This is a genomic window from Streptomyces sp. NPDC035033, from assembly GCF_040636735.1.
In the GTDB taxonomy this organism is placed as follows: domain Bacteria; phylum Actinomycetota; class Actinomycetes; order Streptomycetales; family Streptomycetaceae; genus Streptomyces.
On sequence record NZ_JBEZUZ010000068.1, the window covers coordinates 1 to 15144 of the forward strand.

At 74.7% G+C, this 15144-nt stretch carries 13 protein-coding genes; 9 read left to right on the forward strand and 4 right to left on the reverse strand.

Annotated features, from left to right (window positions below; all coding sequences use genetic code 11):
- Nucleotides 1-97: 97 nt before the first annotated feature.
- The gene (locus AB0E83_RS24630; RefSeq protein WP_362115768.1) at nucleotides 98-1117 is read right to left on the reverse strand and encodes a maleylpyruvate isomerase N-terminal domain-containing protein; all 1020 of its coding nucleotides are present in this window, start codon (nucleotides 1115-1117) and stop codon (nucleotides 98-100) included.
- A gap of 64 nt (nucleotides 1118-1181) precedes the next feature.
- Between AB0E83_RS24630 and AB0E83_RS24635 the strand changes: the two genes are divergently transcribed.
- From AB0E83_RS24635 to AB0E83_RS24650, 4 genes are all read left to right on the forward strand, one after another.
- On the forward strand, nucleotides 1182-1964 hold the full coding sequence (locus AB0E83_RS24635) for an SGNH/GDSL hydrolase family protein (RefSeq protein WP_362115771.1): 783 nt from the start codon (nucleotides 1182-1184) through the stop codon (nucleotides 1962-1964).
- A gap of 112 nt (nucleotides 1965-2076) precedes the next feature.
- The gene (gene purB / locus AB0E83_RS24640) at nucleotides 2077-3519 is read left to right on the forward strand and encodes an adenylosuccinate lyase (protein WP_362115774.1); all 1443 of its coding nucleotides are present in this window, start codon (nucleotides 2077-2079) and stop codon (nucleotides 3517-3519) included.
- Between the two features lie 62 nt (nucleotides 3520-3581).
- Nucleotides 3582-4091, forward strand: a complete 510-nt coding sequence (gene mug / locus AB0E83_RS24645) for a G/U mismatch-specific DNA glycosylase (protein ID WP_362115777.1) — start codon at nucleotides 3582-3584, stop codon at nucleotides 4089-4091.
- A gap of 85 nt (nucleotides 4092-4176) precedes the next feature.
- Nucleotides 4177-5334: an ROK family transcriptional regulator gene (locus tag AB0E83_RS24650; protein WP_362115780.1), complete on the forward strand. Its 1158-nt coding sequence runs from the start codon at nucleotides 4177-4179 to the stop codon at nucleotides 5332-5334.
- A 100-nt stretch (nucleotides 5335-5434) separates the two neighbouring features.
- Here the strand turns inward: AB0E83_RS24650 and AB0E83_RS24655 are convergent, their stop codons facing one another.
- On the reverse strand, nucleotides 5435-6175 hold the full coding sequence (locus tag AB0E83_RS24655) for a GntR family transcriptional regulator (protein WP_362115783.1): 741 nt from the start codon (nucleotides 6173-6175) through the stop codon (nucleotides 5435-5437).
- A 398-nt stretch (nucleotides 6176-6573) separates the two neighbouring features.
- Between AB0E83_RS24655 and AB0E83_RS24660 the strand changes: the two genes are divergently transcribed.
- On the forward strand, nucleotides 6574-7410 hold the full coding sequence (locus tag AB0E83_RS24660) for an alpha/beta fold hydrolase (protein ID WP_362115786.1): 837 nt from the start codon (nucleotides 6574-6576) through the stop codon (nucleotides 7408-7410).
- A gap of 95 nt (nucleotides 7411-7505) precedes the next feature.
- Here the strand turns inward: AB0E83_RS24660 and cpt are convergent, their stop codons facing one another.
- Complete coding sequence (gene cpt / locus AB0E83_RS24665) at nucleotides 7506-8039, reverse strand: chloramphenicol phosphotransferase CPT (protein WP_362115789.1); 534 nt, start codon at nucleotides 8037-8039, stop codon at nucleotides 7506-7508.
- Between the two features lie 420 nt (nucleotides 8040-8459).
- Here cpt and AB0E83_RS24670 point away from each other — a divergent pair, with 420 nt between their 5' ends.
- Both AB0E83_RS24670 and AB0E83_RS24675 read left to right on the forward strand, forming a co-directional pair.
- Nucleotides 8460-10076: an alkaline phosphatase D family protein gene (locus AB0E83_RS24670; protein WP_362115793.1), complete on the forward strand. Its 1617-nt coding sequence runs from the start codon at nucleotides 8460-8462 to the stop codon at nucleotides 10074-10076.
- A 160-nt stretch (nucleotides 10077-10236) separates the two neighbouring features.
- Nucleotides 10237-11658: a GNAT family N-acetyltransferase gene (locus tag AB0E83_RS24675; RefSeq protein WP_362115796.1), complete on the forward strand. Its 1422-nt coding sequence runs from the start codon at nucleotides 10237-10239 to the stop codon at nucleotides 11656-11658.
- On the opposite strand, the gene AB0E83_RS24680 is transcribed toward AB0E83_RS24675, so the two are convergent.
- Nucleotides 11588-12796, reverse strand: a complete 1209-nt coding sequence (locus AB0E83_RS24680; RefSeq protein WP_362115799.1) for a PLP-dependent transferase — start codon at nucleotides 12794-12796, stop codon at nucleotides 11588-11590. The genes AB0E83_RS24675 and AB0E83_RS24680 overlap by 71 nt on opposite strands.
- A gap of 59 nt (nucleotides 12797-12855) precedes the next feature.
- On the opposite strand from AB0E83_RS24680, the gene AB0E83_RS24685 reads away from it, so the two are divergent.
- Complete coding sequence (locus AB0E83_RS24685) at nucleotides 12856-13353, forward strand: Lrp/AsnC family transcriptional regulator (RefSeq protein WP_362115802.1); 498 nt, start codon at nucleotides 12856-12858, stop codon at nucleotides 13351-13353.
- Nucleotides 13354-13402: 49 nt separating this feature from the next.
- Nucleotides 13403-15103 (forward strand): DUF885 domain-containing protein, encoded by a 1701-nt coding sequence (locus AB0E83_RS24690; RefSeq protein ID WP_362115805.1) that lies wholly within the window; start codon nucleotides 13403-13405, stop codon nucleotides 15101-15103.
- Nucleotides 15104-15144: the final 41 nt, after the last annotated feature.

The window sequence follows — 15144 nt, forward strand, 5'->3', positions numbered from 1 at the left end:
CCCCCCGCGCCCCCCCCCCCCCCCCGCGTCCGGCGGCGGGCGACGGCGCGGCCGCGGCCGGCGCGGTACGGGGCTGCCGCCGTCTCCCGGCGCGGCCTCAGAGACCGCCGGCCGCGAGCCAGTCGTCGAGGAGGTCGCGGTCGCCGGTGAGGGCGAAGCGCGGGTCGTCGGCCTCGTACCGGCGGTGCAGCAGGAGCAGCAGTTCGCCGGCGTCCGCCGTGACGCCCGCCGTCGGCCCGGTGCCGCCGCTCCCCCGGCGCCAGGCGAAGCCGCCCCCGCCGAGGGTCACCGTCCAGACGGCTCCGCTGTCGCGGGCGGCGAGGCGCAGGACCGCACCGTCGCGGTCGAGGTGGGCGAGCGGTTCGGCGATCCACGGGACGTAGGGGGCCGTGGTGAGGAAGTGGTCGAGCGCGTCGGCGGCCGTGTCCGGGTCGAGCGGCCGGGCCGTTCCGGTGAGGGCGATCTCGGCGTCGGCGAGGTGGACCAGCGTCTCGGCGAGGAGGTGGCGCGGGTAGTGGCGCACGTGCGGGTCGGCGCCCGGCGACCACACCGGGGCGCCGGGGTCGGCCGCGCGGGCGGCGGCGGCGAAGCCCTCGGCGCGGGCGGCGAACCAGCCGGGGTACGCGGCGGGGTCGGCGGGCGGGTCGAGGGGGACGTCGCCGGGGCGGACCCGGGTGGCGGGGCGGGCGGTCACGAGGTGCTCGGCCCAGCCGTGCAGGGTGCCGAGGTGGCGGGTCAGGTCGCCGAGGTCCCAGCCGGGGCAGGTCGGGACGGGCGTCGCCGGATCGGCGCCGCGGACCGTGTCCGCGTACCGCCGGGCGTGGCCGGCGACGGCGTCGACGGCGGCGAGGTGGACGCCCTCGTCGAGGCCGAACCCCCGGGAGACCTTGAGCAGCTCCTCGCGCCGGGGGCCGGGCGGCTCGCGCAGCGCGGCCGCGCGGAAGAGGCCGTCGAGGGCGCGCCGGTCGGCGGCCCCCAGTCCGGCGAGGACGTGTCCGGTGCTCTCCAGCCACTTCACGGCCGTGTCGGGGTCGAGCACCTCCTCGTCGCTGGTCCCGACCGTCGCCACCAGTCCGGCCAGCGCCTCGGACAGGGCGTTCAGGAGCGCCTCGCTCATCGGGTTTCCCCTCCCGGGTTCTCCACGGCACCCGCGCATACCGCGCGGTATGATCGGCTTCGCCATGGAGATCAATGCCACGTACAACAGTCTCGTCGCCGTCGGGGACAGCTTCACCGAGGGTATGTCGGACCTGAGGCCCGACGGCTCGTACCGGGGCTGGGCGGACGTCCTCGCGGGCCGGCTCGCGGCCCGCGCGCCGGGCTTCCGCTACGCCAACCTCGCCGTGCGCGGGAAGCTCATCGGACAGATCGTCGAGGAGCAAGTCCCCCTGGCCGCAGGGATGGAGGCCGATGTGGTGACCCTCGTCGGCGGCCTCAACGACACCCTCCGCCCCAAGGTCGACATGGGCCGGGTGAAGGGTCTCCTGACCGAGGCCGTGGAACGCCTCACACCTTCCTGCGGCCGGCTCGTCCTGATGCGCAGCCCCGGCCGGAACGGGCCGGTGATGGAGCGCTTCCGCCCCCGGATGGAGGAGCTCTTCACCCACATCGACGAGCTGGCCGCCCGGCACGGCGCCCTCGTGGTCGACCTGTACGGCGCGCCGGTCCTGGGCGATCCGCGCCTGTGGGACGTGGACCGGCTGCACCTCACCGCCGACGGCCACCGGCGGGTGGCGGAGGCCGTGTGGCAGGCGCTGGGGCTCGCGCCCGAGCAGGACTGGCGGGCCCCGCTGCCCGCCGCCGTGCGCCCGGGCTGGGTGACGCGGCGCGCCGCGGACGCCCGGTTCGCGCGGGAGCACCTCGGCCCGTGGATCGGCCGCCGGCTCACCGGCCGCTCCTCCGGGGACGGCCGTCCGCCGAAGCGCCCCGAGCTGCTGCCGTACGAGACGCGCACCGAGGTCTGAACCCCGCCGCGGGTCCGGGCGCGCACCCCGGGCCCGTGACCTGGGTCTCGTAGCAAGCTCCAGCCCGGACCACGGCGCTGGCCTGCAGAAATCACCAGTAAACTCTGGACACGTGACTGCTGCCACGGTGAAGCCCCGTATCCCCAACGTCCTGGCCGGCCGCTACGCCTCCGCGGAGCTCGCCGTCCTCTGGTCCCCCGAGCAGAAGGTGAAGCTGGAGCGCCGGCTGTGGCTCGCTGTGCTGCGCGCCCAGAAGGACCTCGGGATCGAGGTTCCGGACGCGGCGATCGCCGACTACGAGCGCGTCCTCGACCAGGTCGACCTCGGCTCCATCGCCGAGCGCGAGAAGGTCACCCGGCACGACGTGAAGGCCCGCATCGAGGAGTTCAACGCCCTCGCCGGCCACGAGCACGTGCACAAGGGCATGACCTCCCGCGACCTCACGGAGAACGTCGAGCAGCTCCAGATCCGCCTCTCCCTGGAGCTGATGCGGGACCGCACGGTGGCCGTCCTCGCCCGGCTGGGCAAGCTGTCCGCCGAGTACGGCGAGCTGGTCATGGCCGGCCGCTCGCACAACGTCGCCGCGCAGGCCACCACCCTCGGCAAGCGCTTCGCGACCGCCGCGGACGAGCTGCTCGTGGCGTACGCGCGCCTGGAGGACCTCCTCGGCCGCTACCCGCTGCGCGGCATCAAGGGCCCGGTCGGCACCGCCCAGGACATGCTCGACCTGCTCGGCGGCGACGCCGGCAAGCTCGCCGAGCTGGAGCAGCGGATCGCCGGCCACCTCGGCTTCGCGCACGCCTTCACCTCGGTCGGCCAGGTCTACCCGCGCTCGCTCGACTACGACGTGGTCACCACGCTGGTGCAGCTCGCCGCCGGCCCGTCGTCGATCGCCAAGACGATCCGCCTGATGGCCGGCCACGAGCTGGTCACCGAGGGCTTCAAGCCCGGCCAGGTCGGCTCCTCCGCGATGCCGCACAAGATGAACACCCGCTCCTGCGAGCGCGTCAACGGCCTCATGGTCATCCTGCGCGGGTACGCCTCGATGACCGGCGAGCTCGCCGGCGACCAGTGGAACGAGGGCGACGTGTCCTGCTCCGTGGTCCGCCGCGTGGCCCTGCCGGACGCGTTCTTCGCGCTCGACGGCCTGCTGGAGACCTTCCTCACCGTGCTCGACGAGTTCGGCGCCTTCCCGGCCGTCGTCGCCCGCGAGCTCGACCGCTACCTCCCCTTCCTCGCCACCACCAAGGTCCTCATGGCCTCGGTCCGCGCCGGCGTGGGCCGCGAGCTCGCCCACGAGGCCATCAAGGAGAACGCGGTGGCGTCGGCGCTCGCCATGCGCGAGCAGGGCGTCGAGCGCAACGAGCTGCTCGACAAGCTCGCCGCCGACGACCGCATCCCGCTGGACCGCGCGCGGCTCGACGAGCTGATGGCGGACAAGCTCTCCTTCACCGGCGCCGCCGCCGACCAGGTCGCCGCCGTCGTCTCCCGGATCGAGGAGCTCGTCAAGCAGCACCCGGAGGCCGCCGCCTACACCCCCGGGGCGATCCTCTGACCCGGACCGGCCGGTTCACCCGTGAGGAACTGGAGGCCGCCCGCGACCGCGTCGTCCCCGACGTGGCCGCGGGCGGCCTCGCCGTTCTCTTCTGCGGCATCAACCCGGGCCTGATGACCGCCGCGACCGGCCACCACTTCGCCCGCCCCGGCAACCGGTTCTGGCCGGTGCTCCACCTCTCCGGCTTCACCCCGCGCCTGCTGCGCCCCGAGGAGCAGGACGAACTGCTCGCGTACGGGCTCGGCATCACCAACGTCGCCGCCCGGCCGACCGCGCGCGCCGACGAGCTGAGCCGCGAGGAGTACGTCGAGGGCGGCCGGATCCTCACCGAGAAGGTCCTGCGGCTGAAGCCCCGCTGGCTCGCGGTCGTCGGCGTCACCGCGTACCGCACCGCCTTCGGCGAACCGAGGGCGGCGATCGGCCCGCAGGAGCGCACGATCGGCACGACGCGGATCTGGGCGCTGCCCAATCCGAGCGGGCTCAACGCGCACTGGACGACGGAGACGATGGCCGAGGAGTACGCGCGTCTCCGGCGGGCCGCCGGTCTGCCGGCGGCGGCGCCGGAGACGTGATCCGGCGGCCCGGGGGCGGCCCTCGCCGGTTCCGGAACCATTGAGTACCATCCGCTCAGGCGGGCACGAGCTGGGAGGACACACGGTGGGGCGGCTGACCGGCGGGGATCCGTCGCTGTTGCGGCGGATCAATTCCGCGGTGGTACTCCATGCTCTGCGCGGCTCCGACGCGCTGACGCTCACGGACCTGACCCGGATCACCGGTCTGTCCCGGCCGACCGTCGAAGGCGTCGTCGAAGGGCTCATCGAGGGCGGTCTCGTCGTCGAGGCCGCGCCCGAGGAGGGCGAGGCCCGGCGCCAGGGCCGCCCCGCCCGGAGGTTCCGCTTCCGCGCCGAGGCCGGCCATCTGCTCGGCATCGAGATCGGGCCGCACCGCGTCGCCGCCCTCCTCTCCGGTCTCGACGGCCGGATCATCGGCGCCGGCGCGCGCGAGGTGTCGGAGACCGCGCCCGAGGACGAGCGCCTGGACAAGGTGCGCACGGTGGTCGCGGACGTCCTGCGCCGGGCCGGCGTGCCCCGGTCGAACCTGCGGGCGGTCGGGGTCGGCACCCCCGGCATCGTCGAGGCCGACGGAACGGTCCGGCTCGGCACCGCCCTGCCCGGCTGGACCGGGCTCGCCCTCGGCGAGCGGCTGCGCCGCTCCTTCCGCTGCCCGGTGATCGTGGAGAACGACGCCAACGCGGCGGCCGTCGCCGAGCACTGGAAGGGCGCCGCGACCGACTCCGACGACATCGTCTTCGTCCTCGCCGGGCTGAGCCCCGGGGCCGGTTCGCTGATCGGCGGCCGGCTGCACCGGGGTTACGGCGGCGCGGCGGGCGAGATCGGCGCGCTGCACCTGCTCGGCCGCGGCGTGACGCCGGAGCACCTGCTCTCGACCACCGACGAGCCGCTCCACCCGCTGGACGAGCAGGCGGTGGCGGAGGTCTTCGCGCTGGCGAAGAAGGGTGACGCACGGGCCGGGGCCGCCGTGGACCGGTTCATCCAGCGGCTGGTGCACGACGTCGGCGCGCTCGTCCTCGCGCTCGACCCGGAGCTCGTGGTGGTCGGCGGCTGGGCGGCCGGCCTGGACGGGGTGCTGCAACCGCTCCGCGAGGAACTGGCGCGTTTCTGCCTCCGCCCGCCGCGGGTGGTGCTCTCGCTGCTCGGCGAGGCGGCCGTGGGCACGGGCGCCCTGCGGCTCGCCCTCGACCACGTCGAGGAGCAACTGTTCGCGGTCGAGGGCGGCGTGACGGGGCGGCGCTGAGCCCGTACCGCCGGGCCCCGTGCCGCGCCGCCGGTCCGACGACGCGAGGACCCGGCCTCGAAAGGCCGGGTCCTGGCGTCTGCGGGTGTGTGACCGCGGGTCAGGAGGCCATCGCCAGGTCGGCGGAGTCGCCGAAGGTGAGGCGGCAGGTGTCGGCGCGGTAGGTGGCGACGGAGACGGCGGCGGTGCGGCCGCCGGAGAGGTAACGGGTCGTCACCACCAGCACCGGCGAGCCGGGCAGCCGGTCCAGTTCCCTGGCGTCCTCGGCGCGCGCGGAGCCCAGCTCCACCGAGCGGTCCTGGCCGTCGAGGGCGAGGTGCTGGAGCTCGCGCAGCACGGCGCGGGCGCGGGCGGGCCCGGCGGGCGCGTCGACGGCGGCGAGTCCCGCGACCGAGGCGGCGGGGACGTACAGCAGCTCGGCGGCGACGGCCTGGCCCTGGCCGAGGCGCAGTCGGCGCACCAGGTGCACCTCCTCGTCGGCCGGGGTCTCCAGGAGGCGGGCGACGGCGGCGGGCGCCGTGCCGAGGACGGAGTCCTGGGCCTCCCAGGCGTCGTCCCCGACCCCGGGCCACGCCTGCTGCGTGGTGGAGACGTCGACGCCGACGCGCGGCGGCGCGACCGTGGTGCCGACGCCCCGGCGGCGCTGGAGGCGTCCTTCCAGCTCCAGCTGCTCCAGGGCCTGGCGGAGCGTGGCCCGGGCGACGCCGAAGCGGGCCGCGAGCTCGCGCTCGTTGGGCAGGATCTCGCCGACCGCGAAGTCGGTGTCCAGAGCTTCGCCGATCACCGTCTTGAGGTGCTGGTACTTCGGTTCCTGGACCGATTCCAGCTGCGTGGTCCCCACCCTGTCCTCCGCAATTCGCCGTGTCCCGCGGCGTTTCCGCGCCCTTGTTTATTAAAGGTTCCTGCACTAACTCTGTGACCATAAGGCGAGCCACCCCCTTGGTCAAGACCAATCCTCCGCCGATCGTCCTGAAATGTGACCCTCTGACCTTGACCGTTCACAGGACGTTCGCACCTCCGTGAGGCCCACGAAGCACCGGGACCCCCTCCGCGGGCGGACGGCCGGAGCGCCGGGCCGGGGTGGTCGGGGCGCCGGGCCGGGGTGGTCGGGGCGCCGGCCCGGGAGCGGTCGGGGCTCCGGGCCGGGAGCGCCACTTCCCGCAGGACCCTTGCCCTCCCGGCTACCGGCCGGTAATCCTTGCTGACAGGGCGTCTAAAAAGAGGTGCGAGGGAGTTCCCATGCCGGCACGGATCACGTTCGAGTTCGAGACCCCGCGGGGCCGTCGCACCACCTCCCTCGCGTACGAACGCCGCGGCGCGGGCGAGCCGCTGCTCCTGCTCCACGGGATCGGGCACCACTGGCAGGCGTGGGAACCGGTCCTCGACGTCCTGGCCGCCGACCGCGACGTCATCGCCGTGGACCTGCCCGGCTTCGGCGCCTCCGACGGACTCCCCCGGGACTGCGCCTACGACCTGGCGACCGTCACCTCCGTGCTCACCGCCTTCTGCGCCGCCGTCGGCGCCGAACGCCCGCACGTGGCGGGCAACTCACTCGGCGGACTGCTCGCCCTCCAGCTCGGCCGCGAGAAGGCCGTCCGCTCGGTGACCGCGCTCTCCCCCGCCGGATTCTGGTCGGAGAGCGAGCGCCGGTACGCTTTCGGGACCCTGCGCGCCATGCGCGGCGCGGCCCTCTCCCTGCCCGTCCCCGTCATCGGACGGCTCTCCCGGACCGCGGCCGGACGCACCGTGCTGACCAGCACCATCTACGCCCGGCCCGGCCGCCGCTCGCCCGACGCGGTGGTCGCCGAGACGCTGGCGCTGCGCGAGGCCACCGGCTTCCACCAGACCCTCGCCGCGGGCCGCTCCGTCCTCTTCCGCGACGACCTCCCGGCGCTGCCGGTCACCGTGGCCTGGGGCACCCGGGACCGCCTGCTGTTGCGCCGCCAGGGCGTCCGCGCCCAGCGGGTCATCCCCGGGGCGCGGCTCGTGCGTCTGCCCGGATGCGGTCACGTCCCGATGAACGACGACCCCGCGCTCGTCGCCCGCGTCCTCCTCGACGGCAGCGCCGCCGGCTGAACCGGCCGCCTCCCGACGCGTTCCGCCCGGCCCGCCGGCGGGGTCGCGGACCGGGGCGGGGCGCCGCGTGCCGTACGCGCCCCGCCCCGGCGGGGTCAGCTCACGTGCCGGGCGATGACGCGCGCGCAGTCGAGCGACTCGGTGTGCGTGGTGTCGACCTCCACGTCGTACGTCACCCCCTTGTGCACGGTCTCCGCCTGGAGGGCCGCCATCCCGGGGGCGCGGTCGCCCCGCGCGATCTCCCGGGCCGCCGCGGTCTCGGGGGCGCAGCGCACGCCCACCCACAGCACCTCCAGCCCCTCGAGGTGTCCGCGCAGGCGCTCCTGGGAGACCTGTCCGTCCAGGAAGACGTCGTCGATGATGACGTGGGCGCCCGCCCGGGCCATGGCGGCCACGCCCTTCGTCCAGGCGGTCTCCACGGCACGCCAGTCGTCGCCGAGGACCACCTCGCCGCCCTGCCCGAACGAGACGCCCGAACCCGAGTCGAGCAGGGCGGGCGGAAGGCGGTCGATCAGGTCGTCCACGCCCATGTTGATCCACGGCTGCGGGAGGATCGCCTTGAGGCAGCGGACGATGCCGGACTTCCCGGCGCTGGAACCGCCGTTCAGCACGATGACGTTGGTGCTCACTGGGGAACTCGCCTTTCGGTGGGGTGTGCTTCGCGGGGGCCGGGGCCCGGGCGGGTCGCCGGGCGGCCGGCCGAGGGGTCGCGGACACGGTGGCCGCGGCCCTCGGACGTCCACCCTGCCCGACGCGGTCGTGGCGACCGGGGCCCGCGGCGGATTCCCCGCCCGTGCGGTGCCGGGCCGGACGCTCCGCCCGTCACGGGCGTACGCGGCGCCCGGCGGATCCGGCAGCGGCGCGGCGGGGCGCGGCCGGCGGACCCGAGTCCGTCAGGTCGGCCGCGGGGGTGATCTGTTCACGTGCGGTTCGCCCGTGCGCCGTTCCCGGCCGTTAGGCAGGGAACGGCGCGAACTCCGCGTCGAGAAACCGGCCCTGACGCCGTACCGACGGCACGCCGTCGGCCCGATCCGCTTCCGGAGGACCCCATGTCCACGCCCCCGCCCGGTTCCCGTCCCGCCGGCCCGCCCTCGACGACCTGCTCCGCGCCGGGACGCCGCGCCGTCCTGCGCGGATCGCTCGCGCTCTCCGCGGGGCTCGCCGCGGGCGGCGCCGGGCTCGCGGCCCCGGCCTTCGCCCTGTCCGGGCGCCCCGCGGCGCGGTGGGGCGTGCAGACCGGCGACGTCACCGCCCGCTCGGGGCTGGTGTGGGTCCGGTCGGACCGTCCCGCCCGGATGATCGTCGAGACGTCGGCGACCGAGTCGTTCCGGCGGGTCCGCCGCCATCACGGCCCCCACCTGGGCGCGGGTTCCGACTTCACGGGGACGACGTTCCTCCGGGGCCTGCCGGCCGGCGAGCAGATCCACTACCGGGTCGTCCTCGCCGACCCCGACGACCCGCGGCGCACGGGCGAACCGGTCGTCGGCACGTTCCGCACGGCGCCGGAGCGCCGTCGCGACGGCGTGCGCTTCCTCTGGTCGGGAGACATCGCCGGGCAGGGCTGGGGCATCAACCCGGACATCGGCGGCTTCCGCGCCTTCGAGGCCATGCGCCGTCTCGACCCCGACTTCTTCCTGTGCAGCGGCGACACCGTCTACGCCGACGGGCCGCTGCAGCCGTCGGTGACGCTCCCCGACGGACGGATCTGGCGCAACGTGGTGACGCCGGAGAAGGCGAAGGTCGCCGAGACGCTCGACGAGTACCGGGGCACCTTCCGCTACAACCTGCTCGACCGGAACGTCCGCGCGTTCAACGCCCAGGTGCCGACGGTGGCCCAGTGGGACGACCACGAGGTGCGCAACAACTGGTACCCGGGACAGATCCTGGACGACCCGCGCTACACGGAGAAGGACGTGGACGTCCTCGCGGCCCGGGCGTCCCGTGCCTTCGCCGAGTACTTCCCGGTCTCCACGGCGCGGGAACGGCCCGGCGCCGGGGGCCGTGTGCACCGGGTGGTGCGGTACGGGCCGCTGCTCGACGTCTTCGTGCTGGACATGCGCTCGTACCGCAACGCCAACTCGCCCGGCCGGCAGGCGGACGACACCACCGGCATCCTCGGCGCCGAGCAGCTCGCCTGGCTGAAGCGGGAGCTGTCGCGGTCGCGGGCGCTGTGGAAGGTGCTCGCCGCGGACATGCCGATCGGGCTGGTCGTGCCGGACGGCGCGACCGACTTCGAGGCGATCGCCCAGGGCGACCCCGGCGCGCCGCTCGGGCGCGAACTGCAGATCGCCGACCTGCTGCGGTTCGTCAAGCACCGCGGGATCACCGGCACCCTGTGGCTGACCGCGGACGTCCACTACACGTCGGCGCAGCACTACGCGCCGGAGCGGGCCGCCTTCCAGGACTTCGCCCCCTTCTGGGAGTTCGTGTCGGGGCCGCTGGCGGCGGGCGGGTTCCCGGCCAACCGGCTGGACGGGACGTTCGGTCCGGAGCGCGTCTTCGTGCGGGCGCCCGAGCGGGCGAACGTGTCGCCGATGGAGAGTCCGCAGTACTTCGGCGAGGTGGAGATCGACGGAGGGAGCGGGGAGCTCACGGTCCGGCTGCGGGCGGACGACGGCGCCGTCCTGTTCACCAAGGTGCTGCGGCCGGGGCTGGTGGGGCAGTAGCCCGGTCCCGGGCGGCCCGGGGTCGTCGCACTCCGTCAGCGGGCCGATCAGAGCACGACAGAAACGCCCTGAATCGGTCACAAATCCTCCAGATCGCCACTTAACCAGCCAGTCACAAAGCGTTCGTGATCACGCAACACCTCTGGGTCACAGTGAAGCCATGACCGATGTGACGTCCTCGAAGAGCAGCCGCCGCCCGCACCACTGGCGGCACGACCTGATCGAACTCGCCGCCCTGTTCACCGCCGTGGTGGTGGCCGACACGATCGCCAAGACCATCGTCAAGGGGCCCGACGGCCCCTACCTCCTGGTGTTCTCGGCCGTCGCGCTGGTCGCCACCGCGGGGTTCCACACGTGGTGGGCACGGAGGCACAGCCATGCCCCGCCCGCGACGGCCGCGACCGCGACCGCGGCGGGAACCGCCCCCGGCACGGAGGGCGCGCGGGAGGCGGACCCCGGAGCGGACGGGGCCCCCGGCGCGGCCGGGACCGCGCTGTGGCGGATGAGGACCACCGTCGACGACGCTCCGGGCAGCCTGGCCGCGCTGTGCACGGCCCTCGCCCGGCTCGGCGTCGACATCCTCACCCTCCAGACGCACCCGCTGGCGGAGGGCACGGTCGACGAGTTCCTGCTCCGTGCCCCGGCCGGCCTCGCCGCCGAGGACCTCGCCCGGGAGGTCGGGGCGGCCGGCGGGCGCGACACCTGGACCGAGCGCGCCGACGCCCACGACCTGGTGGACACTCCGACACGCGTCCTGGGGCTCGCCACCCGCACCGCGCTCGACGCCGCCGAACTGCCCCTCGCGCTCCGCCAGCTGCTCGGCCGGTGCACCCTGCACTCGGTGCCGGCGGTCTCCCTGACCGGCCGCCCGACCGGGGAGCAGGCGCCCGTCGAGGGCGTCCTCGAGGAGACCGTGATGAAGCTGCGCGATCCCAGCGGCGGCACGCTGCTGATCGAGCGCCCGTACCTGCCCTTCACCCCGACCGAGTTCGCCCGCGCCCGCGCCCTGGTCGAACTCGACGCGCGGCTCGGGCCGCGTATCCCCCGCAGCCAGGACGTGCTCACCCTGCCCGAGGGGAACGAGATCACGGTCCGCCGCGCCGACCAGCGCGATCTGGCGGCCGCCCGGGCCATGCACGACCGCTGCTCGGCGCGCACCCTGGGCCTGCGCTACCACGGGCCGGTCGGCGACGCGGACCGTTACCTCGACCACCTGCTGAGCCCCCGGTTCGGACGCACCCTCGCCGTGCAGACCGCGTCCGGACGGCTCGTCGCCCTCGGCCACCTGCTGTGGGACGGCGACGAGACCGAGGTGGCGCTCCTGGTCGAGGACGACTGGCAGCGGCGCGGCATCGGCTCCGAACTCCTCGGCCGGCTCGTGGCGATGGCCGAGGAGGACGGCTGCGAGAGCGTCTACGCCGTGACCCAGGCGTCCAACACCGGCATGGTCGCGGCGATGCGGGCCCTGAACCTCCCCCTCGACTACCAGATCGAGGAGGGGACGCTGGTCATCACCGCTCGGCTGGAGTCGGCACCGCGACGGAGCGAGCGGCCGCAGCGGGCTCATCGGAGCGAGCGCTGAGCGCCTGGGTGAGGTCGCGCCACAGGTCCTCGACGTCCTCCAGGCCCACCGACATCCGCAGCAGCCGGTCGCTGACGCCCGCGGCCCGGCGATCGCCCTCGTGCACGATGCGGTGGCTGATGGAGGCCGGGTGCTGGATCAGGGTGTCGACGCTGCCGAGGCTCACCGCGGGGGTGATCAGCCGGACGCCGGCGATCACCTCGTGCGGGTCCCCGTAGACCTCGAAGGAGATCATCGCCCCGCCGATCGCGGGGTAGTGGACGCGGGCGATCCGCGGGTCGGCGGTCAGGCGCCGGACCAGTTCCGCGGCCGTCGCCGACGCCGCCCGGACCCGGACCGGGAGGGTCGACAGGCCCCGGAGCAGGAGGTATCCGGCGAGCGGGTGGAGCACGCCGCCGGTGGCGAAGCGGACCCGGCGGAGCTCGCGGGCGAACTCCTCGTCGCAGGCGACGACACCGCCCATGACGTCCCCGTGACCGCCCAGGTACTTGGTGGCGCTGTGCAGGACGATCCGGGCGCCGAGGCCGGCCGGGCGCTGGAGGACCGGGGTGGCGAAGGTGTTGTCGACGAGGAGGGGGACCGAGCCGCAGGCGTGGGCGACGGCGCGGATGTCGACCTCCGCCAGCGTGGGATTGGCCGGGGACTCGACCATCACGAGGCCGGTGTCCGGGCGGATCGCCGCGGCGACGCCCGCCGGATCCGTCCAGGTCACCTCGGTGCCGAGCAGCCCGGCGTCCAGGATGTGGTCGCTGCACCCGTAGAGGGGGCGGACCGCGACGACGTGCCGCAGGCCCTGGCTCGCGCGGGCCAGCAGGACCGCCGTCAGGGCGGCCATGCCGCTCGCGAAGGCCACGCCGGCCTCGGTGCCCTCCAGGCGGGCCAGCGCCTCCTCGAAACGGGCCACGGTGGGGTTGTCGAGGCGGGCGTAGACGGGCGGGCCGTCGAGCCGGGCGCCGGTGGCGGCGAACTCGTCGATGCGGGCGGCCTCCGCCCGGGCGTCGTACGAGGGGTAGGTGGTGGACAGGTCGAGCGGCGGGGCGTGCAGCCCGAGCGCGGCGAGGTCTTCCCGGCCGGCGTGCACGGCTTCGGTGGCGAGCGCCTTCGGGGTGGCCGAAGGAGCGTGATCCATGGCGTCCATGGCCGCACTGTGAACGGATACCGGGAAGTAGCGACGCACATCCGTGCTACGTTCGCCCGATGGCCGAATCTGTCGTACTGGACACGGTCGATCTGCACATTCTCCGCCTTCTGCAGAACGACGCCCGGACCACCTACCGCGAGCTCGCCGCCGAGGTCGGCGTCGCTCCCTCCACCTGTCTGGACCGGGTGGCCCGGCTCCGCCGCACCGGCGTCGTCCTCGGCCACCAGCTCCGACTCGATCCGGCCAAACTCGGCCGTGGTCTGGAGGCGTTGCTGCTCGTCCAGGTGCGGCCCCACCGACGGGAACTGATCGGTCCGTTCGTGGAGCGGATCCGGGCCCTGCCCGAGTCCCGGGCCCTGTTCCACCTCACGGGACCCGACGACTACCTCGTGCACGTGGCCGTCGCCGACCCCGCCGACCTGCAACGACTCGTGCTCGACGAGTTCACCTCGCAGCGCGAGGTGGCACGCGTCGAGACCCGGCTGATCTTCCAGCAGTGGGACTGCGGCCCCCTGATGCCGCCCGGCGCGGGAGCGTCCTTGTCGGCCGTGTGACTCCGTCCGAGGGTGACGGGAGGCCGATGGAGGCATCAGGATGAGACACATGCCAGAGAGTTCCCGCAGCAAGCTGCCCCGCCAGGTCGCCGACGCCTATGTCGACGACCTCATCGCCCTCGACCCGATCACCGGCACCCACCTGGGAGTCCGGGAGAGCGCCGGCCGTCTTCCCGACTTCTCCCCCGAAGGCCAGGAGGCCGTGGCCGCACTCGCCCGCCGGACCCTCGCCCTCCTCGACGAGGCCGAGCGGACCCCGGGCGCGGACAGCGACGCCGAGCGGCGCTGCGCCCGGCTGCTCCGGGAGCGGCTGACCGCCGAACTGGCCGTGCACGACGCCGACGAGGGCCTGTGCGCGGTCAGCAACATGCGGTCGCCGGTGCACAGCGTCCGGATCGTCTTCACCGTGATGCCCACCGACACCGAGGACGACTGGACGGCCGTCGCCCAGCGGCTGCGGGCCGTCCCGGCCGCGCTGGAGGGGTACCGGGCCTCGCTCGCGCTCGGTCTGGAGCGCAAGCTCTTCGGCGGGCCGCGGGCCACCGCCACCTTCATCGGGCAGCTCACCGACTGGGCGGGCGGCGAGGGCGAGCCGGGCTGGTTCGAGCAGTACGCCGCGGCCCGGCCCGACACGCTGCCCGGGGAACTGCGGACGGAGCTCGCCGAGGCCGCCGTCGGGGCCGGCGCCGCCCTCGCCTCGCTGCGCGACTGGATGCGCGACGTGTACGCCCCCGCGATCGCCGGCGCCCCCGACACCGTGGGCCGCGAGCGCTACCGCCGCTGGAGCCGCTACTTCAACGGCACCGACCTCGACCTCGACCAGGCGTACGCCTACGGCTGGGCCGAGTACCACCGGCTGCTCGGCGAGATGCGCGCCGAGGCCGACCGGATCCTGCCCGGCTCCGACCCGTGGGAGGCGCTCGCCCACCTCGACGAGCACGGCACCCACATCGAGGGCGTCGACGAGGTCCGCGCGTGGCTCCAGCGGCTCATGGACGAGGCCATCGACGCGCTCGACGGCACCCACTTCGAACTGGCCGAGCGCGTGCGGCGGGTGGAGTCCCGCATCGCGCCCGCGGGCGGGGCCGCCGCCCCGTACTACACCGGCCCCTCCGAGGACTTCTCGCGGCCCGGCCGCACCTGGCTGCCGGTGGACGGGCAGACCCGGTTCCCCGTCTACGACCTGGTGTCGACCTGGTACCACGAGGGCGTGCCCGGCCATCACCTCCAGATCGCGCAGTGGGTGCACGTCGCCGACAGCCTCTCCCGCTACCAGGCCACCATCGGCATGGTCAGCGCCAACGCGGAGGGCTGGGCGCTGTACGCCGAGCGGCTCATGGACGAGCTCGGCTTCCTGCCGGACGCGGAGCGCCGGCTCGGTTACCTGGACGCGCAGATGATGCGGGCCTGCCGGGTGATCGTGGACATCGGCATGCACCTGGGCCTGGAGATCCCGGCGGACTCGCCGTTCCACCCGGGCGAGCGGTGGACGCCGGAGCTGGCGCAGGAGTTCTTCCAGCGGCACAGCAGCCGGCCGCCGGCGTTCGTGGAGAGCGAGCTGACGCGCTACCTGTCGATGCCGGGCCAGGCCATCGGCTACAAGCTGGGCGAGCGGGCCTGGCTGCTCGGCCGCGAGCGGGCCCGCGAGGCGCACGGCGACGCCTTCGACGCGAAGCGCTGGCACATGGCGGCGCTGAGCCAGGGTCCGCTGGGCCTGGACGACCTCGTGGACGAGATCTCCCGGCTCTGACGGCGCGTCACGGCACGTTTCCCCGGCGGACGCCTTGATCC

What these genes read in the sequence shown, in the direction of transcription:
- AB0E83_RS24630 (WP_362115768.1), bottom strand. Translation starts at nt 1,117, where the DNA reads ATGAGCGAGGCGCTCCTGAACGCCCTGTCCGAGGCGCTGGCCGGACTG.
- AB0E83_RS24635 (WP_362115771.1), top strand. Translation starts at nt 1,182, where the DNA reads ATGGAGATCAATGCCACGTACAACAGTCTCGTCGCCGTCGGGGACAGC.
- AB0E83_RS24660 (WP_362115786.1), top strand. Translation starts at nt 6,574, where the DNA reads ATGCCGGCACGGATCACGTTCGAGTTCGAGACCCCGCGGGGCCGTCGC.
- AB0E83_RS24670 (WP_362115793.1), top strand. Translation starts at nt 8,460, where the DNA reads ATGTCCACGCCCCCGCCCGGTTCCCGTCCCGCCGGCCCGCCCTCGACG.
- AB0E83_RS24675 (WP_362115796.1), top strand. Translation starts at nt 10,237, where the DNA reads ATGACCGATGTGACGTCCTCGAAGAGCAGCCGCCGCCCGCACCACTGG.
- AB0E83_RS24680 (WP_362115799.1), bottom strand. Translation starts at nt 12,796, where the DNA reads ATGGACGCCATGGATCACGCTCCTTCGGCCACCCCGAAGGCGCTCGCC.
- AB0E83_RS24685 (WP_362115802.1), top strand. Translation starts at nt 12,856, where the DNA reads ATGGCCGAATCTGTCGTACTGGACACGGTCGATCTGCACATTCTCCGC.
- AB0E83_RS24690 (WP_362115805.1), top strand. Translation starts at nt 13,403, where the DNA reads ATGCCAGAGAGTTCCCGCAGCAAGCTGCCCCGCCAGGTCGCCGACGCC.